We start from the raw sequence: 19,875 nt of genomic DNA, 5'->3' as shown, positions 1-19,875 counted from the left end.
GGCGGGGTTTCTTGTGTTCCGGCAATCAGCAGAACGGCTCAGGCCGCTTGCTGCAGCTCGCCGATCAGCAGGCCCAGCGCCCGGGTCAGCTCGGCCACCCCGGTCAGATCGCGGCTCAGGGTCAGCAGCGGCGTCGCATCGCGCGGATCGAGCACATGGCAGAGCGCGCCCTGCTCGGGATAGAGATAACCCAGCTGGCGGGGCAGCCCGGCCAGCGGCAGGGTCCGCTCGCTCAGGCTCAGCCGGCCGTCGGCATGGCGCAGCTCGCCGCGCACCTTGAGGGCGTCGCCGAGCAGCTCCAGCTGGAACAGCGGCACCGCCTCGCGCGCCGCGCGGCCCTGGGTGCAGGGTGCGTAGCTCTCCAGCAGGCGGTTGCAGTGTTCGAGCAGGGCGCGCTGCGCGCTCTTGCCGGGGTATAGGCGCTTGAGCTCGCTCAGGTAGCGGGCGCGCTCGGCGCCGTCGAGCGCCAGGCTGTGGCTGGCTTCGCCGCTGTCGCCCTGACGGGCGCTGGCGGGAACGTTTTCGCCGGCGGCATTGGCCGGCAGGCTGGCGCCGAGCAGGGCCAGCAGCAGCCCGCGGCGCAGGCGTTGCAGAAGTCCGGATCGCATGAAGGCGTGTCCTTGGTGGTGAAAACTGCCGCCAGCATAATCCAGCCGGCAGCGGCGGCGAACCACCGGCAACAGGATGTGACAAGGTTGCGGGACGCCGCCCTGGCGGGCATCTTGAAAGGCCGTATCCACATCACAGTCCAGGAGGCCGCCATGGTCCTGCGCTCCGCAATCCTCGTCCACAAGCAGGCGCTGCCCGGCGCCGACCAGGCCCTGCCCGGCCGCGACAGCCCGATGCCGGTGCCCGAGACGCACTGCGTCAACGGCCAGCCCCTGCAACCGCCCTTCCCCGCCGGCTGCGAGGAGCTGCTGCTCGGTATGGGCTGCTTCTGGGGCGCCGAACGGCGTCTGTGGCAGCAGCCGGGGGTCAGGGTCACCGCGGCCGGCTACGCCGGAGGCATCACGCCCAACCCCACCTACGACGAGGTGTGCTCGGGGCTGACCGGGCATACCGAGGTGGTGCGGGTGGTCTTCGACCCGCGGGAAACCTCGCTGGAGGCGCTGCTGCGGGTGTTCTGGGAAGCCCACGACCCGACCCAGGGGATGCGCCAGGGCAACGACATCGGCACCCAGTACCGCTCGGCGATCTACTGCACCACGGCCGCACAACTGGCCCGGGCACAGGCCAGCGCCGCCGCCTACGCCGCCGCGCTGGCGGACGCCGGCTACGGCCCGCTCACCACCGAGATCCGCCAGGACGTGCCCTTCTACTACGCCGAGGCCTACCACCAGCAGTACCTGGCCAAGAACCCCGGCGGCTACTGCGGCCTGCGCGGCACCGGGGTGTGCCTGCCGGAGTGAGCGGCGAGGGGCGCGCCGTGGGCACCGCGCGCACCACGGCCGCGCGCTAGCGCTTGGTCCGCCCGGCGCACTCCCGGCGGTCTCAGCCGCCCGCCTGCTCCTCGATCAGCCAGTCCAGCCGCCAGCCGCCCTGGCTCTGTGCCAGGCGCTCGGCCAGGTAGGGCAGCAGCTCGCGCAGCTCGTCTTCCAGCGGCCACGGCGGATTGGCGATCAGCAGGCCCGAGCCGTTGAGGCCAGCCGGGTTGTCGGTGGGATGCACCCACAGCTCGGCGCGCAGCAGCTTGGGCGCGCCGCTCTTCTGCGCCTCCTGGTAGAACCGCTTGAGCTGGCGCTGATCCTTGATCGGATACCAGATCGCCACCACCGTCTGGCGCATCCGCGCGATGGCGGTGGCCAGCGCCTCGGTGCAGCGCTGCAGCTCGTCGGCCTGCTCGAAGGGCGGGTCGATCAGCAGCAGCGCGCGCTTCTCGGCCACCGGCAGCAGAGCCTTGGCCAGGTGCCAGCCCTCGCCCAGGTGCACGCTGACCCGCCGGTCGCCGGCCATGTTGTCCTTGAGCAGACGGCCGTCCTCGGGGTGCTTCTCGTTGAGCAGCACGCGATCCTGCGCGCGACTCAGGCGGCGGGCGATCTCCGGCGAGCCGGGGTAGTAGCGCAGCCCGCCGTCGGGGTTGAGCGCGGCGATGGTCGCCCGGTAGTCGTCGAGCAGCGCCGGCAGGTCGTCGCGCAACCACAGGCGGCCGATGCCCTCGCGCCATTCGTCGGTCTTGCCGGCCTGCACGCCGCACAGGTCGTAGAAGCCGATGCCGGCATGGCTGTCGAGGTAGGCGAAGGGCTTGTCCTTGCGCGCCAGCAGGGCGAGCAGGCGGCAGAGGACGGCGTGCTTGAGCACATCGGCATGGTTGCCGGCGTGGAAGGCGTGACGGTAGTTCATCGGCGGCGGGTTCCGGCTGCAGCGGCCGGCGCCGCGAGTGCGGCCGGCCAGGAAAACGGGGTGGCGCGCAGTCTAGCAGTTCGCCAGCGTCCTCCGCAGTCGCGGCGCAGAGCGGCCGGAGACAGAAAAATCGTCACAAAAATTCACGGATATTTTTTGACCATTCGATAAATCAACGGGTTAGAATCGCTTGGCATGCACCCTGCATGAAACCGCCTTGCCGTCAACCCCGCACACGGGAGAAGCCTTTGGATCCTGCGGCCGTCAACAGCTTGTTCTTCATCGGTGCCCTGCTGGTGGGCGTCAGCATCCTGGTCAGCTCGTTTTCGGCGCGCATCGGCATCCCCGTCCTGGTGATCTTCCTCGCGGTCGGCATGCTCGCCGGCGTCGACGGCATCGGCGGCATCGTGTTCAACGACTACTCGCTGGCCTACCTGGTCAGCAACCTGGCGCTGGCGGTGATCCTCCTCGACGGCGGCATGCGCACCCGCGCGGCGACCTTCCGCGTCGCGCTGTGGCCGGCGATGTCGCTGGCCACCGTGGGCGTGGTGATCACCGCCGGCCTGACCGGGGTGGCCGCCGCCTGGCTGTTCAACCTCACGCTGCTCGAAGGCCTGCTGATCGGCGCCATCGTCGGCTCCACCGACGCCGCGGTGGTGTTCAACCTACTCAACGGCAAGGGCCTCAACGAACGGGTCGGCTCGACCCTGGAGATCGAGTCGGGCAGCAACGACCCGATGGCCATGTTCCTCACCGTGACCCTGATCGGCGTGCTCGCCTCGGGGCAGAGCCTGACCGCCTGGGACGTGCTGTTCAGCCTGGTGCAGCAGTTCGGCATCGGCATCGCCCTGGGCCTGGCCGGCGGCTGGCTGCTGCTGCAGCTGGTCAATCGCCTGTCGGTGGCCGACGGCCTCTACCCGCTGCTGGCGGTCAGCGGCGGGATCATGATCTACGCGCTGTCCGGGGAGATCGGCGGCAGCGGCATCCTCGCCGTCTACACCTGCGGCCTGATGCTCGGCAACCGGCCGATCCGCAACCGCCACGGCATCCTGCACATGTTCGACGGCCTGGCCTGGCTCAGCCAGATCGGCATGTTCCTGGTCCTCGGCCTGCTGCTCACCCCCCACCAGCTGCTGCCGATCGCCGTGCCGGCGCTGCTGCTGTCGCTGTGGATGATCCTCTTCGCCCGCCCGCTGTCGGTGTTCATCGGCCTGCTGCCGTTCCGCGCCTTCCACTTCCGCGAGCGCCTGTTCATCTCCTGGATCGGCCTGCGCGGCGCGGTGCCGGTGATCCTCGCGGTGTTCCCGCTGGTCGCCGGACTGCCCAATGCCCAGTTGTTCTTCAACGTGGCGTTCTTCATCGTGCTGGTCTCGCTGCTGGTGCAGGGCAGCACCCTCGGCTGGGCGGCGCGCAAGGCGCGCGTCGAGGTGCCGCCGCAGCCAGCGCCGATCTCCCGCGCCGGCCTGCAGATCCACCCGACCAGCCAGTGGGAGATGTTCGTCTACAAGCTGCGCGCCGACCGCTGGTGCGTGGGCGCCCAGCTGCGCCAGCTGAAGATGCCCGAGGGCACCCGTATCGCCGCGCTGTTCCGGCGCAAGGAACTGCTGCACCCCAGCGGCAGCACCCGCCTGGAGGTCGGCGACATCCTCTGCGTGATCGGCCACGAGCACGACCTGCCGGCCCTCGGCAAGCTGTTCAGCGAGGAGCCGCAGCGCGACCTGCGCTTCTTCGGCGACTTCATCCTCGAAGGCGACGCCCAGCTCGGCGCGGTGGCCGCGCTCTACGGCCTCAAGCTCGACGCCCAGGACGCCGAGCTGCAGCTGGCCCAGCTGATGGCCCGCGAGATCGGCGGCGAGCCGGTGGTCGGCGACCAGATCGAGTGGGCGGGACAGCTCTGGACCGTGGCGCAGATGGACGGCAAACGCATCCGCAAGGTCGGGGTGAAGTTCCCCGAGGGACGCAGCGGCCCGCAACTGCTGTTCTGAGCCGGCAGGCCCGTCCGGCGCTTTTGCTTCGACGCACGACGGGCGGCTTGCCGCTGGCCGCCCGTCCCCAGTAGGCTTTGCGCTCATTCGCCAGCCCGTCCCCCGCCATGCGCCAGCCACGCCCGTTGTACGCCCCTCTCCTGCTCGCCTTCCTGCTGCTGTTCACCACCCTCGCCCAGGCGGCCAACGACCTGCCCAGCGCCGACAGCGTGCGCGAGAGCCTCGCCGCCCTCGAAGCGCGCAAGCTGCCCGAGGCCGAACACAAGAGCCTGCAGGACAGCCTGCAGAAGACCCTCGCCAACCTGGAGCGCCTGCGCGACAGCGACGCGCGGCTGGCCGCCCTCAAGCAGCAGCTGGCCAGCGCGCCGCAGCAGACCGAACGGGCCCAGCACGAGTTGGCCCAGCTGCAGCCGGTCAACCCCGAGCACCTGCTGCAGCGTTACCGCGAGCGCCCCGTCGCAGCGCTGGAGGCGCTGCTCGCCGAGCGCCTGCCGCAGCTCAACGACTGGCAGGAGCAGCTGGCCCAGGCCACCAACGCGCTGATCGAGGCGCAGACCCGCCCCGAGCGCGCCCAGGCCGAGATCAGCGCCAACCAGACCCGCAGCCAGGCGATCCGCGACATCCTCAAGGCCGGCCGCGACAAGAGCGGACCGCTGAGCGCCGAGCAGCAGACCATGCTGCAGACCGAACTGGCCGCCCTGGAAGCGGTGTCGCGCCTGCGCAGCCAGGAACTGGCCGGCAACAGCCTGCTGCAGGACCTCTCGACCAGCCGCCGCGCCCTGCTCACCCAGCGCATCGCCCAGCTGGAAGCGGACATCCTCGCCCTGCAGAACACCCTCAACGACAAGCGTCGCGAGGAGTCGGCGGAAACCGTCGCGCAACTGGCCCGCGACAGCCAGGACAACCGCCGCGGCAGTCTGCTGGCCACCCAGGCCGACCTCAACCTGGCGCTCAGCGACTACCTGCTCAAGGCCACCGACCGCGCCAACGAGCTGACCCGCCGCAACCTCGAAACCAAGCAGCAGCTCGACAGCCTGCAGCAGACCGCCCAGGCCCTCGACGAGCAGATCGCCGTGCTCAAGGGCAGCCTGCTGCTGACCCGCATCCTCTATCAGCAGAAGAACGCCCTGCCCAAGGTCAGCGTCTACGGCAAGCTGGCCGACGAGATCGCCGACCTGCGCCTCTACCAGTTCGAACTCAACCAGCGCCGCGCCGAGATCGCCAACCCCGGCCTGTACGTCGACAGCCTGCTGGCCAGCCAGCCCAGCGACAGCGTCACCGACGAGCTGCGCGCGGAACTGGACCAGCTGGTGCGCGGGCGTCTGGAGCTGCTCGAACGCCTCAACGGCGAGCTGGGCAACCTGCTCACCCAGGCCATCACCCTGCAGCTCAACCAGAAGCAGCTGCTCGACACCAGCGCCAGCCTCAGCCGCACCCTCGACGAGCAGATGTTCTGGGTGGCCAGCAACAAGCCCCTCGACCTGGCCTGGCTCAAGGAGGCGCCTGGACGCCTGCAGCGCCAGCTCGACGCCCTGCCGGTGGCCGACAGCGCCCGTGCCATCGGCCACGGTCTGATCGGCCAGCCGCTGCTGCTGGTGCCGCTGCTGGCCCTGCTCGGCGCCCTGCTCGCCGGACGCGGCTGGCTGCGCCGCCAGCTCGCGGCCCTCGACCGCAACGTCAACCACCCGCGCAGCGACAGCCAGCTGATCACCCCGCTGGCGCTGTTCTGCCACTTCCTGCTGGTGCTGCCGGTCCCGCTGATCGTCGCCGCCTGCGGCCTGCTGCTGATCCAGGACCCGCAGCAGGCCACCACGGTGTTCGGCGAATCGCTGCTCAAGCTGGCCCAGGCCATGCTGGTGTTCGGCGTCAGCTACCGCCTGCTGGCCCGCGGCGGCGTCGCCGAGCAGCACTTCCAGTGGCCGGCCGCCCAGGTGCAGACCCTGCAGCGCCAGGTGCGCAAGCTCGGCCTGGTGGTGATGCCGATGGTGCTGGTGGTGAGCATCGCCCAGCGCCAGCTGTCGGGACTGGCCGACGACGTGCTGGGCATCCTCATCGTGCTGGTCGGCTTCCTGCTGATGGGCGCCATCCTGCTGCGCATCATGCTCAGCCAGCCGCCATTCTTCGGCTCGCGGATCCTGCACTTCGTCGCCGCGCTGCTGCTGGTCGGCCTGCCGCTGGCCCACCTGCTGCTGGTCGGCTCGGGCTACTACTACACCGCCCTCAAGCTCACCGACCGGCTGCTCGACACCCTCTACCTGATCGCCATCTGGGTGGTGGTGCAGTCCACGGTGATCCGCGGCCTGGGCGTCGCCGCGCGGCGCCTGGCCTTCCAGCGCGCCCTGGAGCGCCAGCAGAGCCAGCCGCGCGAAGGCGCCGAGGGCGGCGAGGTGATCGAGGAGCCGACCCTGGCCCTGGAGCAGATCAACCAGCAGTCGCTGCGCCTGGTGCGCCTGGGCCTGCTGCTCGGCTTCATCGGTCTGTTCTACCTGGTCTGGGCCGACCTGCTGGCGGTGTTCACCTACCTCGACAGCGTGACTCTCTACGAATACACCAGCGTCAGCGGCGAGCAGGTCAGCAACGTGCCGCTGAGCCTCGGCGACCTGCTCGGCGCCCTGGCGATCCTCGTCGTGACCCTGATGCTGGCGCGCAACCTGCCGGGCCTGCTGGAAATCCTCGTGCTGTCGCGCCTGCGTCTGGCCCAGGGCAGCGCCTATGCCACCACCACCCTGCTGTCCTACGCCATCGTAGCCTTCGGCTTGGTCAGCACCCTGTCGACCCTCGGCCTGAGCTGGGACAAGCTGCAGTGGCTGGTCGCCGCGCTGTCGGTGGGCATCGGCTTCGGCATGCAGGAGATCTTCGCCAACTTCATCTCCGGCCTGATCCTGCTGTTCGAGCGGCCGATCCGCATCGGCGACGTGGTGACCATCGGCAACCTGTCCGGCTCGGTAAGCAAGATCCGCATCCGCGCCACCACCATCATCGATTTCGACCGCAAGGAAATCATCGTCCCGAACAAGACCTTCATCACCAGCCAGCTGATCAACTGGTCGCTGAGCGACACCGTGACCCGGGTGACCCTGCGGATCGGCGTGGCCTACGGCTCGGACCTGGAGCTGGTGCGCAAGCTGCTGCTGCAGATCGCCCGCGACAACCCGCGGGTGCTCAAGGAACCGGACCCGCAGGTGCTGTTCCTCACCTTCAGCGAAAGCACCCTCGACCACGAGCTGCGCATCCACGTGCGCGAGCTGGGCGACCGCAACCCGGCGATCGACGAGATCAACCGCGAGATCGACCGCCAGTTCCGCGAGCAGGGCATCGACATCGCCTTCCGCCAGCTCGACGTCTACGTGAAGAACCTCCACGGCCAGGAAGCCCGGCTGGTCGCCGACCAGCCGCTCAAGCCGAGCGACGCCTGACTGGACGGCCTGCGGCAATTCCCAGCAGAATGCTCGGGAATTGCCGGAGACCCCCGTGAAGACCCTCGACCAGCTCGCCTTCGACAACCGCTTCGCCCGCCTCGGCGACACCTTCTCCACCGCCGTGCTGCCCCAGCCCGTCGAGCGACCCCGGCTGGTGGTGGCCAGCCCGGCGGCCCTGGCGCTGCTCGACCTCGACCCGCGCGAGAGCGAGCGCGCCGAGTTCGTCGCCCTGTTCGCCGGCCAGTCGCTGTGGCAGGACGCCGAGCCGCGGGCGATGGTCTACTCCGGCCACCAGTTCGGCGTCTACAACCCGCAGCTCGGCGACGGCCGCGGCCTGCTGCTCGGCGAGGTGCTCAACGCCCGCGGCGAACACTGGGACCTGCACCTCAAGGGCGCCGGCTACACCCCCTACTCGCGCATGGGCGACGGCCGCGCGGTGCTGCGCAGCTCGATCCGCGAGTTCCTCGCCAGCGAGCACCTCGCCGCGCTGGGCATCCCCACCACCCGCGCGCTGTGCGTGATCGCCTCCGACACCCCGGTGTACCGCGAGCGCCCGGAAAAGGCTGCCACCCTGCTGCGCCTCGCGCCCAGCCACCTGCGCTTCGGCCACTTCGAGTTCTTCTACTACACCCGCCAGCACGAGGCCCTGCGCCAGCTCGCCGAGCATGCCCTGGACTGCCACTTCCCGGCCTGCCGCGACGCCGCCGAGCCGGTCGCGGCGCTGTTCGCCGAGGTGGTCGAGCGCACCGCGCAGACCGTCGCTCTGTGGCAGGCCTACGGCTTCTGCCACGGGGTGATGAACACCGACAACATGTCGCTGCTCGGCCTGACCTTCGACTTCGGCCCCTACGGCTTCCTCGACGACTTCGACGCCGGCCACGTCTGCAACCACTCCGACGACGGCGGTCGCTACCGCTTCGAGAACCAGGTGCCGATCGCCCACTGGAACCTCTCCGCGCTGGCCCAGGCGCTCACTCCGCTGGCTCCGGTCGAGGCGCTGCGCGAGGCCCTCGGCCACTTCCTGCCCCACTATCGGCAGCACTGGCTGGCGCGCATGCGCCAGCGTCTCGGCCTGCGCCGCGCCGAGGACGGCGACGAGGCCCTGCTGCAACGCCTGCTGGCGCTGATGCAGATGGGCGGCGTGGATTACCCGCAGTTCTTTCGCCGCCTCGGCGAAACCCCGGCCGCCGAGGCGCTGGGCGCGCTGCGCGAGGCATTCGTCGATCTGGCCGGCTTCGACGCCTGGGGCCGCGACTATCTGGCGCGCGTCGAGCGCGACGGCGCGGACGACGAGGCGCAGCGCCGGGCGCGCATGCACGCGGTCAACCCGCGCTACGTCCTGCGCAACTACCTGGCCCAACAGGCCATCGAGGCGGCGGAAAAGGACGACTACGCGGCGGTGCGCGAGCTGCACGCGGTGCTGTCGCGGCCCTTCGACGAGCAGCCGGACATGGCCCGCTACGCCGAGCGCCCGCCGGCATGGGGCAAGCACCTGGCGATCAGCTGCTCGTCCTGAGGGTGCGGCGCAGGGCCGCCGGCAGCCCCCCGGCCGGCCCGTTTTCTTAATACCCGGAGGCATATAAACCTGCTCAAACATTCTTGGACTGTCTAAGCGAATCGCCCTATTGTTGAGGCCCCGCCGGCCCCCCACAGGGCGTCCGGCCGATACCTCACACGAGATTCGCCCCAAGGATGTCCATGCTTCCGGACTCGCTGTCGCTCTGGTTCGTCGCCGCCCTGCTGGTCTGGGTTCTGTATGCGTTCATCCGCGAGAAGTGGAGCCCGGACATCGTCGTCGCCATCGCCGTGGCCGCCCTGCTGGTCACCGGCCTGCTGCTGCCGGCCGAGGTGCTCGGCGTGCTGTCCAACTCGGCGCCGGTGACCATCGCCTGCATGTTCGTGCTGTCCGCCGCGCTGGAGCGCACCGGCTGCATCGACGCCCTCGGCAACTGGCTGGGCGATCTGGTCGGCACCAGTCCGACGCGGGTGCTGGCCGGCCTGACCGTCACCGCCCTGGTAATCTCCGCCTTCCTCAACAACACCCCGGTGGTGGCGATCCTCACTCCGGTGGCCATCGCCCTGGCCAAGCGCGCCGGCACCCTCCCCTCCAAGCTGCTGATCCCGCTGTCCTACGCCACCATCCTCGGCGGCACTCTGACCATGATCGGCACCTCGACCAACATCCTGGTCGACGGCGTGGCGCGCAAGGCCGGCCTCGAACCCTTCGGCATGTTCGAGATCACCGGCGCCGGCCTGATCCTCGCTGCCGCCGGCATGGCCTACCTGCTGACCATCGGCAAACACCTGCTGCCGGCGCGCGACACCCTGTCGCGCCAGCTGCGCCCGGACCTGGAGCGCACGTTCATGAGCGAGCTGCTGGTGCCGGCCGGCTCGGCGGTGATCGGCAAGACCATCGGCGAGGCCAACCTCAACGGCGGCAGCGGCCTGCAGGTGCTGCAGATCAGCCGCGACGGCGAGCAGATCAGCCGGCCGACTCACGACTTCGTGCTGCACGCCGGCGACCTGCTGGTGCTGCACGGCCAGGTGCGCGACGTCGTCGACCTGCGCGAGAGCGGCCACCTGGCCTTCAATCGCGGCGACGCCTTCGAGACGGTGAGCAGCCAGAACGTGGTGCTCGCCGAGGCCATCGTCGGCCGCAACTCGCGCTACAGCCACCGGCCGATGCGCGACCTCGACCTCGGCGCGCGCTACGGCATCAACGTGCTGGCGGTGCATCGCCAGGACGAGAATGTGCAGGGCAACCTCGACGACTTCCAGCTGCAGTTCGGCGACGTGATGCTGGTGGAGGGCACCCCGGCGCAGATCAAGCGTTTCGCCGACAACGGCGAGCTGATCAGCCTCAACGCCGTGCAGGAGCGCGCCTACCGCCGCGACAAGGCGCCGATCGCCATCCTCGCCACCGCCGCGGTGATGCTGCTGGCCGCCCTCGGCGTGATGCCCATCGAGGGCCTGGCGATCATCGGCGCCGCGGTGGTGCTGGCCACCCGCTGCCTGGACGTCGAGGACGCCTACAAGGCGGTGGACTGGAAGATCCTCAGCCTGATATTCGGCATGCTGGCGGTGAGCATCGCCATGGACAAGGTCGGCCTGGTACGGCTGATCGTCGAGAACGTGATGGGCCTGCTGCCTTGGGCCGGGCCGCTACTGCTGCTGTCGTTCATCTACCTGTTCACCTCGATCCTCACCGAAGTGCTGTCCAACAACGCGGTGGCGGTGCTGGTCACCCCCATCGCCATCGGCATGGCCCAGCACCTGGGCGTCGATCCGCGCGCCTTCGTCGTCGCGGTGATGTTCGCCGCCAGCGCCAGCTTCGCCACGCCGATCGGCTACCAGACCAACACCTTCGTCTACAACGCCGGCGGCTACCGCTTCGGCGACTTCATGAAGGTCGGCATCCCGCTGAACATCCTGCTCTGGCTGGTGGCCACGGCGGTGATCCCGCTGTTCTGGCCGCTGGTGCCGGCGCCGTAAGCCCGGCCCCGGCGCTCCGGGCCGGCTTGCTCCACGTCATTGACCGCGGCCGGCGCCTCTCGGCATGCTGCGCGCTTTCCCTGCCCTCCAAGGACGCGCGCATGAAACTGGAAACCCTGGCCATCCACGCCGGCTACAGCCCCGATCCGACCACCAAGGCGGTGGCGGTGCCGATCTACCAGACCACCTCCTACGCCTTCGACGACACCCAGCACGGCGCCGACCTGTTCGATCTCAAGGTGCCGGGAAACATCTACACGCGCATCATGAACCCCACCAACGACGTGCTGGAGAAGCGCGTCGCGGCCCTGGAGGGCGGCATCGCCGCGCTGGCGGTGGCCTCGGGCATGGCGGCGATCACCTACGCGATCCAGACCCTCGCCGAGGCCGGCGACAACATCGTCTCGGTGGCCAAGCTCTACGGCGGCACCTACAACCTGTTCGCCCACACCCTACCGCGCCAGGGCATCGAGGTGCGCTTCGCTCCGCACGACGACATCGAGTCGCTGGAGGCGCTGATCGACGCCAACACCAAGGCGGTGTTCTGCGAATCCATCGGCAACCCGGCGGGCAACATCGTCGACCTCGAAGCCCTGGCCAAGGCCGCGCACCGCCACGGCGTGCCGCTGATCGTCGACAACACCGTGGCCAGCCCGGCGCTGTGCCGGCCCTTCGAGCACGGCGCCGACATCGTGGTGCATTCGCTGACCAAGTACATGGGCGGCCACGGCACCAGCCTCGGCGGCATCGTGGTGGACGCCGGCAAGTTCCCCTGGGCCGACAACCGCGAGCGCTTCCCACTGCTCAACACCCCGGACGTCTCCTACCACGGGGTCAACTACAGCGAAACCTTCGGCGCCGCGGCCTTCATCGCCCGCTGCCGGGTGGTGCCGCTGCGCAACATGGGTGCGGCGCTGTCGCCGTTCAACGCCTTCCTCATTCTCCAGGGCCTGGAAACCCTCGCCCTGCGCATGGAGCGCCACTGCAGCAACGCCCTGCGGGTCGCCGAGTTCCTCGCCGGCCACGAGCAGGTGGCCTGGGTGAAGTACGCCGGCCTCGCCGAGCATCCCGAGCACGAACTGGCGCAGAAGTACATGGGCGGCGCCCCAGCGTCGATCCTCTCCTTCGGCATCAAGGGCGGCCTGGAAGCCGGCGCGCGCTTCATCGACGCCCTGCAGCTGGTGGTGCGCCTGGTCAACATCGGCGATGCCAAGTCGCTGGCCTGCCACCCGGCGAGCACCACCCACCGCCAGCTCAACGCCGAGGAGCTGGCCCGCGCCGGCGTCAGCCAGGACATGATCCGCCTGTCCATCGGCATCGAGCACATCGACGACATCCTCGCCGACCTCACCCAGGCGCTGGAAGCCTCCCGCGGCTGAGCCACGCGGGGTGCGCCGTCGCGGCGCACCCCGCAGCGCCTTGATATCCCTGGCGCCGCCCCCACTCTGGAGCAATACCCACCCGGAGGCTGCCATGACCGACCAGCTGCTCGTCCCCTGCCCGCACTGCGACGGGCTCAACCGCATTCCCGCCGCGCGCCTCGCCGACGCCCCGCGCTGCGGGCGCTGCAAGCAGGCCGTGCTGCCCGCCGCGCCCTTCGCCGTCCACGCCGGCAACTTCGCCGCCCAGCTCAAGGGCGACCTGCCGCTGCTGCTCGACGTCTGGGCCGACTGGTGCGGGCCGTGCAAGGCCTTCGCCCCGGTGTTCGACCAGGCCGCCCGGCAGCTCGCCGGCTGGGTGCGGCTGGCCAAGCTGGACAGCCAGGCGGAACAGGGGCTGGCCGGCCAGCTCGGCATCCGCTCGATTCCCACCCTGATCCTCTTCAAGGACGGCCGCGAAGTGGCGCGGCAGAGCGGCGCCCTCGCGCTGCCGCAACTCCGCGCCTGGCTGCAGCGCCACGGCCTGTGAGCCGGGCGCGGGCGGGACAGCCCCGGCCGGGCGCGGCATACTGGCGCCCTCCGTCCTGCGTGTGAGACCGCCATGCTCAAGCACATCCTGATCGCCCACGACCTCAGCCCGGAAGCCGACCTGGCCCTGCGCCGCGCGGAGCAGCTGGCCCGCCGGCAGGGCGCGCGCCTGAGTCTGGTGCATGTGCTGGGCGAGGGCGCCGACGAGGCTGCCGCCCGCACCCGGCTGGCCGCCGCGGCGCCCCATGCCGAGCTGCGTCTGGCGCGCGGCCGCGCGGCGATGGAGATCCCCGCGCTGGCCGGCTGGCTGCAGGCCGACCTGCTGGTGCTCGGCGACCATCACCGCGACTCGCCGCAGGGCTTTTCCGGCACCACCCTGGAGCAGATCCTGCAACGCTGTCCGACCCCGGTGCTGCTCGCGGTACGGGCCGACCCCGCGCCCTGGCAGCGCGCACTGGTGCCGCTGGACTTCTCGCCCTGCGCCAGCCGCGCCCTGCAACGGGCGGCGACGCTGCTCGAACCCGAAGCCCAGCTGCACGTCGCCCATGTCCACGAAGTCGCCGCCCTGCACGCCGGCGACGACCCCGAGGAACTGGCCTTCCAGCGCGAGCTGTTCGAACGCCTGCTGGAGGAGGAGCACGCGCGCCTAGACGCCGAGGCTCCGCCGCTGCGCCCGGCCTGGCGCGCCGGCGAGCGCGACCAGTGTCTGCAGCAACTGATCGACGAACTGCAGCCGCACCTGCTGGCCCTCGGCAGCCACAGCCGCGGCGCCCTGGCCGACGCGCTGCTCGGCAGCCTAGCGCTGCAGATGCTGCGCCAGCCGCCGTGCGACGTACTGCTGGTGCGCTGAGCCGCCCGAGGCGGCGCCTCAGCCTTCGAGGTGGGCGTGCAGCTCGACGAACTGCCGGGTCAGCTTGTGGCGCGGATCGAGATGGATCAGCGGCCGGCAGGCCTGGTGCGACTCGCGCATCTTCACCGAACTTCCCAGATACACCGGCAGCACCGGCAGGCCTTCGGCGATCAGTTCGTCGAGGATCTGCTGCGGCAGCGCGGCGCGCGGCTGGAACTGGTTGACCACGATGCCCTCGACCTCGAGGTCCTCGTTGTGGTCCTCCTTCAGCTCCTCCAGCTCGGCCAGCAGGCCGTACAGCGCCTGACGCGAGAAACTGTCGCAGTCGAAGGGAATCAGCACGCGATCGGCACCGATCAGCGCGGAAACCGTGTAAAAGTTCAGCGCCGGCGGGGTATCCAGGTAGATCCGCTCGTAGTCCTCGGCCAGCTCGTCGAGCAGTTTGCGCAGCTTGTTGATCTTGTGCTTGGCCTCCAGCTTGGGCTGCAGGTCGGCCAGTTCGGGGCTGGCGGTGATCAGGTCGAGATTGGCGAACGGCGTGCTCAGCACCCTGACCCTGGGCTTCTTGCCGGCGCTGCCGGCCAGCACCTGGCGGAAGAAGTCGTCGATGCCCACCGGAATGTCCGCGCCGGTCAGCCCGGTGAGGTAGTGGGTGGAGTTGGCCTGGCTGTCCAGATCGATCAGCAGGGTGCGATAGCCCTGCGCCGCGCTCACCGCCGCCAGATTGCAGGCAATGCTCGACTTGCCGACTCCGCCCTTCTGATTGAATACCACGCGCCGCATGCCGCTATCTCCCTGTCGTCCGCTTCATCGAATGTCATGAGCTGCGATTCTGCCACGTTCGCCGGGGCCTGGCAGGCCGTGCGACTCAGAGCAGGAACGGGATGAAGCGCTTGCTGAACTGCATGTACTGCCGATAGTCCTCGCCAAAATGCGCCAGGCATTCCTGCTCATCCTTCAGTGCGGTCAGCCATAGAGCGCCGCTGGCCAGCAGCGCGCAAAGAGCGCCAAGCAATCCGGGCTGCTTGAAGAATATGCCCCAAGCCAGCAACAGCAGCGAGGCGTACAGCGGATGGCGGATGTAGCGGAAGATGCCGACGGTGACCAGCGTCGAGGTCTGCTCGAAGGCGAACAGGCCTTCCTCGCCGCGCTGCGTATCTGGCCGGCCGACCCGGCGCAGCAGGTGCAAGCCGGCGACCAGCACGCCGATGGAAACGAACAACAGCACCCAGGACAGCAGCTGGTGCGGCGCATAGCGGTCGACGAACCACACCGGGCCGTTGAGCACCAGCAGGCCGAGAATCGCCTCCCAGGCGAAGAAGCGGTAGAAACCGTGGCTACGCGGGCGCAGCAGCACGGCGCGCGACAGCCAGGCCAGCCCCAGCGAGCCCAGCACGAAAATCAGTATCTGCATCGGATCGTCCTTCCTTCGCCATTCCCGACCCGCCGCCGCCGCACGGGCCTTCTGTTACACTGCCGCCCCCATTCGCCAGCGCAGCCCGACCATGGATCGATCCCGCCTGCACCACCTGCTGCCGCACCAGGGTTCGGCCCTGTGGCTGGAGCGGATTATCGCGCACGATGCCGGCCAGATCCGCGGCCTGGCCGACTGGTCCTGCCTGGCGCCGTTCGGCGATTCGGCTTCGCCCTGCCTGCTGTTCGAGGCGGCCGCCCAGCTGTGCGCCGCGCATGGTGCCCTATACGGCGGCGACAAATCCATCGGCATGGCGCTGCTCGGCAAGCTCGGCGCGCTAAAGCTGCACGCGGTCCCCGCGCAACGCAGCGGCGCGCTGCTGCTCGAGGCCGAGCAGCAGGCGCTGAGTCCGGCTGGCGCCAGCTACCGCTTCACCATCCACAGCCAGGAGCGCCTGCTGCTCGACGGCAACCTGCTGCTGGTGCTGCAACATGCTTGAGCTGCGCGACCTCGGCTTCAGCTATCCCGGCGCCGCGCGCCCGGCGCTGCAGCACCTCGACCTGCGCCTGCAGGCCGGCCAGTGCCTGGGCCTGCTCGGCAGCAACGGCGCCGGCAAGACCACCCTGCTGTCGCTGATCGCCGGTCTGCGCCAACCGCAGCAGGGCGAAATCCGCTGGAGCGGCGCGCGCTGCATCGGCCTGATCCCGCAGCAGGCGGCGTTCTACGACGGCCTCAGCGTCGCCGAGAACCTCGCGCTGTTCGCCGACCTCTACCGCCTGCGCGGCAGCCCGCGCCGCCAGCGCCTGGAACGCTGCATCGAAGCCTGCCGACTGGGCGAGCTGCAGCCGCGGCGCGCCGGGCTGCTCTCCGGCGGCCAGCAGCGCCGGCTGAACTTCGCCATCGGCCTGCTGCAGCCGGCCAGCCTCTACCTGTTCGACGAAGCCACCGCCGGCGTCGACGCGCAGTCGCGCCGGCTGCTGCTGGACGCCGTGCAGCAACTGACGGCGGAGGGCTGCGCGGCGATCTACACCAGCCACCACCTCGACGAGGTCGAGCGCGTGGCGCAGCGCATCGTCCTGCTCGACGAGGGACACATCCGCCTCGACCTCGACAAACGCGAGCTGCTCGGCGACCAGCACGAACTGCTGCTGGAGTGGCCGGAGGCGCCGCCGCCCGGCCTCGAGCAGCTGTTCGGCGAACTGGACCTGGCATTCAACGCGCTACCCGCCGGGTACCGCCTGGCGCAGCTCGACGCCGCGCAGCTGGCGCGCCTGTGCCAGTTCATCGCCGCCCAGCCGCAGCCACCCAGCCTGCTGCGCTTCGGCCGGCCGTCGCTGGAGCAGCTCTACCTGCACCTGAGCGGAGGCCGGCTGTGAGACTACTCTCTCTGATGCGCAAGGAAGTCCTGCTACTGGGCCGCGACCGCCACGCCCTGGCAGTGCTGCTCCTGATGCCGGCGCTGTTCGTCCTGCTGATGGCCGCCGCCCTCTCCGAAGTCAACCGCGAACGCCTGCCGCCGCTGCAGCTGAGCCTGGAAGTCCCCAGCCCCGGCGCCGAAGCGGAGTTCTTCGCCGCCGCCCTGCGCGCCCAGCTGGGCGACGGCGAGCTCCGCGCCGGCGGCCCGCCGCAGTGGCCGCAGGTGCGCCTGAGCGGCGACTTCGCCGGCGAACTGCTCGACAGCCAGCGCAGCAGCCTGACCCTGGTGTTCCCCGCCAGCAGCGATGCGCTGACCCGCCAGCGGCTGCGCAGCGCCAGCCAGATCGCCCTGGCGCAGACCCGCCTGCTGGTGTTCCTCGAGGACAGCGGCGAACTCGACCCGACCCTGCCGCTGGCCGAGCGCCTGGCGCTGGTGCGCGAGCGCACCCAGAGCAACATCGCCGAGCAGGACCGGCTCAGCGACGGCGAGCTGAGCGCGCGGGCCAACGCCAGCCAGCACAGCGTGCCGGCCTGGCTGATCTTCGGCAGCTTCTTCGTCATGCTGCCGATGGCCAACAGCTTCCAGCGCGAACGGCAGAGCGGCACCCTGCTGCGCCTGCGCTGCCTGCAGCTGGGCATCGGCACCCTGGCGCTGAGCAAGCTGCTGCCCTACCTCGGCATCAATCTGCTGCAGTTCGCCCTGCTGCTCGCCCTCGGCGTCTGGGGCCTGCCGCTGCTCGGCCTGCCGGGGCTGAACCTGCCGGGCAGCGCCCTCGCCTACCTGGCGCTGGCGCTCAGCCTGGCGCTGGCCGCCTGCAGCCTCGGCCTGGCCATCGCCAGCCTGGTGCGCAGCACCGAGCAGGCCGTGTTGCTCAGCGGCGGCATCAACATTATCCTCGCCGCCCTCGGCGGCATCATGGTGCCCAAGAGCGTGATGCCCGCCGCCATGGGCCTGATCGCCGAGCTGTCGCCGATGAGCTGGGCGCTGGATGCCTTCCTCGCCCTGCTGGTCGGCCACGGCTCGCTCGCCGACATCGCCGCCTGGTGCGTCCGCCTGCTGCTGTTCGCCGCGCTGGTCGGCGCTGCCGGCCTGCTTCTCTTCCACCGCCGACTGAACGATACCCAATGGACGACACACTACTGAAGCAACAGCTCAAGCAGTTGCTGATCCGCGAGTGCGACAAGGAAGACGACATCGACTGGCAGAGCATCGCCGACGACGAGCCGCTGTTCGGCCAGGACAGCCGCATCCAGATGGACAGCCTGGACGCCCTGCAGGTGTCGCTGGCCCTGCAGCAGCACTACGGCGTGCGCATCGAGGACTCCAGGCAGGGCCGGCGCATCCTCAACTCGATCGACAGCATCGCCGCCTTCGTCAGGCAGCGCGGGTGACCGCGGTGTACCTGCGCCGCGCCCAGCTGTGCAGCGCGCTGGGCGAAGACCTCGACAGCGCCTGCGCCAGCCTGATCGCCGGCCGCCGGCCGCAACCGGAATGGTTCGAACTGCACGAGTTCGGCCAGCGCCGCCCCTGGCTGCCGGCCTGCGGGCCGGCGCTCGAACTGCTGCCGCGCCTGCAGCGGCTGCTCGACGCCAGTCTCGACGGCCCGGCCCACGACTGTCTGCTGCTGATCGCCTCGACCACCCTGGACATCGCCAGCCTCGAAGGCCAGGTACGAGAGGGCGCCGCGCTGCAGCCCGACCTGGCCACCCCGCTCGACTGGCTGGCGCAGCGCCTGCGCGAGGAGCGCGGTTTCGCCGCCGCCTGCACCCTCAACACCGCCTGCACCAGCGCCGCCAACGCCCTGCTGTATGCCGCCCGGCTGCTCGAACGAGGCCGCTACCGGCGCGCCCTGCTGCTGGCTTTCGAGACCCCCAGCCAGGTCGCCCTGCAGGGCTTCGGCGTGCTCGACCTGACCAGTCCCAGCGCCGCCTACCGGCCGTTCCATCCCGAGCGCGACGGCCTGCTGCTCGGCGAGGCCTACGCCAGCGTGCTGCTCGACCGCGAGCCGGGCGAGCGGCCGCTGGCCCGCCTGCTCGGCGGCTACAGCGCCTGCGACACCAGCAACCTGACCACCACCCGCGAGGACGGCAGCCATATCGAGCGGGTGATGCGCGCCGCGCTGGCGGATGCCGGCTGCGCTGCCGAAGACCTCGACCTGGTCAAGCTGCACGGCACCGCCACCGCGGCCAACGACCGCGCCGAGGCCAACGGCATGCGCCTGACCTTCGGCGCAGCCATGCCGCCGCTGCAGGCGCTCAAGCCCTACCTCGGCCACACCCTCGGCGCCTGCGGGCTGAGCGAGACCCTGCTGCTCGCCGCCGCCCTGCGCCGGGGTGCGCTGCCGGCCTGCCCCTACGCCGACGCGGCGCTGCTGCCGCTGCCGGCGCAGCCGCAGGCACTGGCCGCCGGCAGCCTGCTGCTGGCCAACTACTTCGGCTTCGGCGGCAACAACGCCAGCCTGGTGCTGCAGGGAGTCGACGCATGCGCGTGATCGCCGCCAGCCGGGTCAGCGGCCGCCAGGACGCCAGCGAACGGGAACTGAAGAGCGCGCTGGCGCAGCGCCTGGCCCATCCGCCGCGGCGCCTCGACCGCCTCAGCCTGCAGGCGCTGCTCGCCGCCGCGCCGCTGCGCGGCCGGGTGCAGGCCGACTGCGGCCTGTACCTGGCCGCCGACTACCCGGCGCGCAGCAACATGTTCGCCCTGCTCGACAGCGTCTGCCTGCAGCAGCGCCTGCCCAAGCCCTTCGAGTTCGTCAACAGCGTGAGCAACGCCGCCGGCTTCCACGTCGCCCAGCAGCTCGGCCTGGACGGCCCCAACCTGTTCATCGGCGCCGGCCAGCAGGTCTGGCGGCACCTGCTCGAACTGGCCGAACTCGACCTGGCGGGCGGCCGGGTGTCCCAGGCGCTGCTGCTGCTGTGCCGCGAGGACGGCGGCGCCTTCCACGCCGAGGCGCTGCTGCTCGACAGCAACGGCGCGGCCCCGGAAGGTGGCGACTTCGCCGGCCTGAGCGCCGGCCTGGCCGTCGAGCAGCTGACCCTCGACTGACCCCGG

Annotated in this window: 18 protein-coding genes; 14 read left to right on the top strand and 4 right to left on the bottom strand. The window is 70.4% G+C overall.

Going from position 1 to position 19,875, the window contains the following annotated elements; all coding sequences use genetic code 11:
- Positions 1-38: 38 nt before the first annotated feature.
- Positions 39-608, bottom strand: coding sequence for a hypothetical protein (locus BLU22_RS08180; RefSeq protein WP_090213529.1), 570 nt, complete (start codon positions 606-608; stop codon positions 39-41).
- 153 nt (positions 609-761) lie between these two features.
- On the opposite strand from BLU22_RS08180, the gene msrA reads away from it, so the two are divergent.
- Positions 762-1,409 (top strand): peptide-methionine (S)-S-oxide reductase MsrA, encoded by a 648-nt coding sequence (gene msrA / locus BLU22_RS08175; RefSeq protein ID WP_090213528.1) that lies wholly within the window; start codon positions 762-764, stop codon positions 1,407-1,409.
- An 82-nt stretch (positions 1,410-1,491) separates the two neighbouring features.
- Here the strand turns inward: msrA and BLU22_RS08170 are convergent, their stop codons facing one another.
- Positions 1,492-2,340: a 23S rRNA (adenine(2030)-N(6))-methyltransferase RlmJ gene (locus BLU22_RS08170; protein ID WP_090213526.1), complete on the bottom strand. Its 849-nt coding sequence runs from the start codon at positions 2,338-2,340 to the stop codon at positions 1,492-1,494.
- A gap of 248 nt (positions 2,341-2,588) precedes the next feature.
- On the opposite strand from BLU22_RS08170, the gene BLU22_RS08165 reads away from it, so the two are divergent.
- The 7 genes from BLU22_RS08165 (at position 2,589) to BLU22_RS08135 (ending at position 13,993) form a co-directional block, all read left to right on the top strand.
- Positions 2,589-4,325: a potassium/proton antiporter gene (locus BLU22_RS08165; protein WP_090213524.1), complete on the top strand. Its 1,737-nt coding sequence runs from the start codon at positions 2,589-2,591 to the stop codon at positions 4,323-4,325.
- Between the two features lie 107 nt (positions 4,326-4,432).
- Entirely contained in the window at positions 4,433-7,741 is a 3,309-nt protein-coding gene (gene mscK / locus BLU22_RS08160) for a mechanosensitive channel MscK (RefSeq protein ID WP_157718980.1), read from the top strand.
- A 55-nt stretch (positions 7,742-7,796) separates the two neighbouring features.
- Positions 7,797-9,260 (top strand): protein adenylyltransferase SelO, encoded by a 1,464-nt coding sequence (gene selO / locus BLU22_RS08155; protein ID WP_090213521.1) that lies wholly within the window; start codon positions 7,797-7,799, stop codon positions 9,258-9,260.
- Positions 9,261-9,442: 182 nt separating this feature from the next.
- Positions 9,443-11,236: an SLC13 family permease gene (locus BLU22_RS08150; RefSeq protein WP_090213520.1), complete on the top strand. Its 1,794-nt coding sequence runs from the start codon at positions 9,443-9,445 to the stop codon at positions 11,234-11,236.
- A gap of 101 nt (positions 11,237-11,337) precedes the next feature.
- The gene (locus BLU22_RS08145; RefSeq protein WP_090213518.1) at positions 11,338-12,615 is read left to right on the top strand and encodes a bifunctional O-acetylhomoserine aminocarboxypropyltransferase/cysteine synthase; all 1,278 of its coding nucleotides are present in this window, start codon (positions 11,338-11,340) and stop codon (positions 12,613-12,615) included.
- A gap of 94 nt (positions 12,616-12,709) precedes the next feature.
- Positions 12,710-13,144, top strand: coding sequence for a thioredoxin TrxC (trxC, locus tag BLU22_RS08140; protein WP_090213517.1), 435 nt, complete (start codon positions 12,710-12,712; stop codon positions 13,142-13,144).
- A gap of 72 nt (positions 13,145-13,216) precedes the next feature.
- Positions 13,217-13,993: a universal stress protein gene (locus BLU22_RS08135; protein ID WP_090213515.1), complete on the top strand. Its 777-nt coding sequence runs from the start codon at positions 13,217-13,219 to the stop codon at positions 13,991-13,993.
- Between the two features lie 18 nt (positions 13,994-14,011).
- Here BLU22_RS08135 and BLU22_RS08130 read toward each other — a convergent pair whose 3' ends face one another.
- Entirely contained in the window at positions 14,012-14,776 is a 765-nt protein-coding gene (locus BLU22_RS08130) for a ParA family protein (RefSeq protein WP_090213514.1), read from the bottom strand.
- 85 nt (positions 14,777-14,861) lie between these two features.
- A complete protein-coding gene (locus BLU22_RS08125) occupies positions 14,862-15,407 on the bottom strand; it encodes a methyltransferase family protein (protein WP_090213512.1) in 546 nt (181 codons plus the stop codon).
- 91 nt (positions 15,408-15,498) lie between these two features.
- Here BLU22_RS08125 and BLU22_RS08120 point away from each other — a divergent pair, with 91 nt between their 5' ends.
- The 6 genes from BLU22_RS08120 to BLU22_RS08095 are packed head-to-tail and all read left to right on the top strand — an operon-like array spanning position 15,499 to position 19,869.
- On the top strand, positions 15,499-15,906 hold the full coding sequence (locus tag BLU22_RS08120; protein ID WP_090213511.1) for a hotdog family protein: 408 nt from the start codon (positions 15,499-15,501) through the stop codon (positions 15,904-15,906).
- Complete coding sequence (locus BLU22_RS08115) at positions 15,899-16,783, top strand: ABC transporter ATP-binding protein (protein ID WP_090213509.1); 885 nt, start codon at positions 15,899-15,901, stop codon at positions 16,781-16,783. Before BLU22_RS08120 ends, BLU22_RS08115 begins: the two co-directional genes overlap by 8 nt.
- Positions 16,780-17,967, top strand: a complete 1,188-nt coding sequence (locus BLU22_RS08110; protein WP_231975224.1) for an ABC transporter permease — start codon at positions 16,780-16,782, stop codon at positions 17,965-17,967. Before BLU22_RS08115 ends, BLU22_RS08110 begins: the two co-directional genes overlap by 4 nt.
- A complete protein-coding gene (locus BLU22_RS08105; RefSeq protein WP_090213507.1) occupies positions 17,949-18,215 on the top strand; it encodes an acyl carrier protein in 267 nt (88 codons plus the stop codon). The genes BLU22_RS08110 and BLU22_RS08105 overlap by 19 nt, the downstream gene beginning before the upstream one ends.
- Positions 18,212-19,315, top strand: a complete 1,104-nt coding sequence (locus BLU22_RS08100; protein ID WP_090213505.1) for a beta-ketoacyl synthase N-terminal-like domain-containing protein — start codon at positions 18,212-18,214, stop codon at positions 19,313-19,315. The genes BLU22_RS08105 and BLU22_RS08100 overlap by 4 nt, the downstream gene beginning before the upstream one ends.
- Positions 19,306-19,869, top strand: coding sequence for a hypothetical protein (locus BLU22_RS08095; protein WP_090213503.1), 564 nt, complete (start codon positions 19,306-19,308; stop codon positions 19,867-19,869). Before BLU22_RS08100 ends, BLU22_RS08095 begins: the two co-directional genes overlap by 10 nt.
- Positions 19,870-19,875 lie beyond the last annotated feature (6 nt).

This window comes from Pseudomonas guangdongensis, assembly GCF_900105885.1.
GTDB lineage: Bacteria > Pseudomonadota > Gammaproteobacteria > Pseudomonadales > Pseudomonadaceae > Geopseudomonas > Geopseudomonas guangdongensis.
This window is presented reverse-complemented; position numbering and strand designations above follow the sequence as displayed.

Bases quoted from the DNA above. Each gene is read 5' to 3' on its own strand.
- BLU22_RS08180 (WP_090213529.1), bottom strand. From the start codon at position 608: ATGCGATCCGGACTTCTGCAACGCCTGCGCCGCGGGCTGCTGCTGGCC.
- msrA (WP_090213528.1), top strand. From the start codon at position 762: ATGGTCCTGCGCTCCGCAATCCTCGTCCACAAGCAGGCGCTGCCCGGC.
- BLU22_RS08170 (WP_090213526.1), bottom strand. From the start codon at position 2,340: ATGAACTACCGTCACGCCTTCCACGCCGGCAACCATGCCGATGTGCTC.
- mscK (WP_157718980.1), top strand. From the start codon at position 4,433: ATGCGCCAGCCACGCCCGTTGTACGCCCCTCTCCTGCTCGCCTTCCTG.
- BLU22_RS08150 (WP_090213520.1), top strand. From the start codon at position 9,443: ATGCTTCCGGACTCGCTGTCGCTCTGGTTCGTCGCCGCCCTGCTGGTC.
- BLU22_RS08145 (WP_090213518.1), top strand. From the start codon at position 11,338: ATGAAACTGGAAACCCTGGCCATCCACGCCGGCTACAGCCCCGATCCG.
- trxC (WP_090213517.1), top strand. From the start codon at position 12,710: ATGACCGACCAGCTGCTCGTCCCCTGCCCGCACTGCGACGGGCTCAAC.
- BLU22_RS08135 (WP_090213515.1), top strand. From the start codon at position 13,217: ATGCTCAAGCACATCCTGATCGCCCACGACCTCAGCCCGGAAGCCGAC.
- BLU22_RS08130 (WP_090213514.1), bottom strand. From the start codon at position 14,776: ATGCGGCGCGTGGTATTCAATCAGAAGGGCGGAGTCGGCAAGTCGAGC.
- BLU22_RS08125 (WP_090213512.1), bottom strand. From the start codon at position 15,407: ATGCAGATACTGATTTTCGTGCTGGGCTCGCTGGGGCTGGCCTGGCTG.
- BLU22_RS08120 (WP_090213511.1), top strand. From the start codon at position 15,499: ATGGATCGATCCCGCCTGCACCACCTGCTGCCGCACCAGGGTTCGGCC.
- BLU22_RS08115 (WP_090213509.1), top strand. From the start codon at position 15,899: ATGCTTGAGCTGCGCGACCTCGGCTTCAGCTATCCCGGCGCCGCGCGC.
- BLU22_RS08105 (WP_090213507.1), top strand. From the start codon at position 17,949: ATGGACGACACACTACTGAAGCAACAGCTCAAGCAGTTGCTGATCCGC.
- BLU22_RS08095 (WP_090213503.1), top strand. From the start codon at position 19,306: ATGCGCGTGATCGCCGCCAGCCGGGTCAGCGGCCGCCAGGACGCCAGC.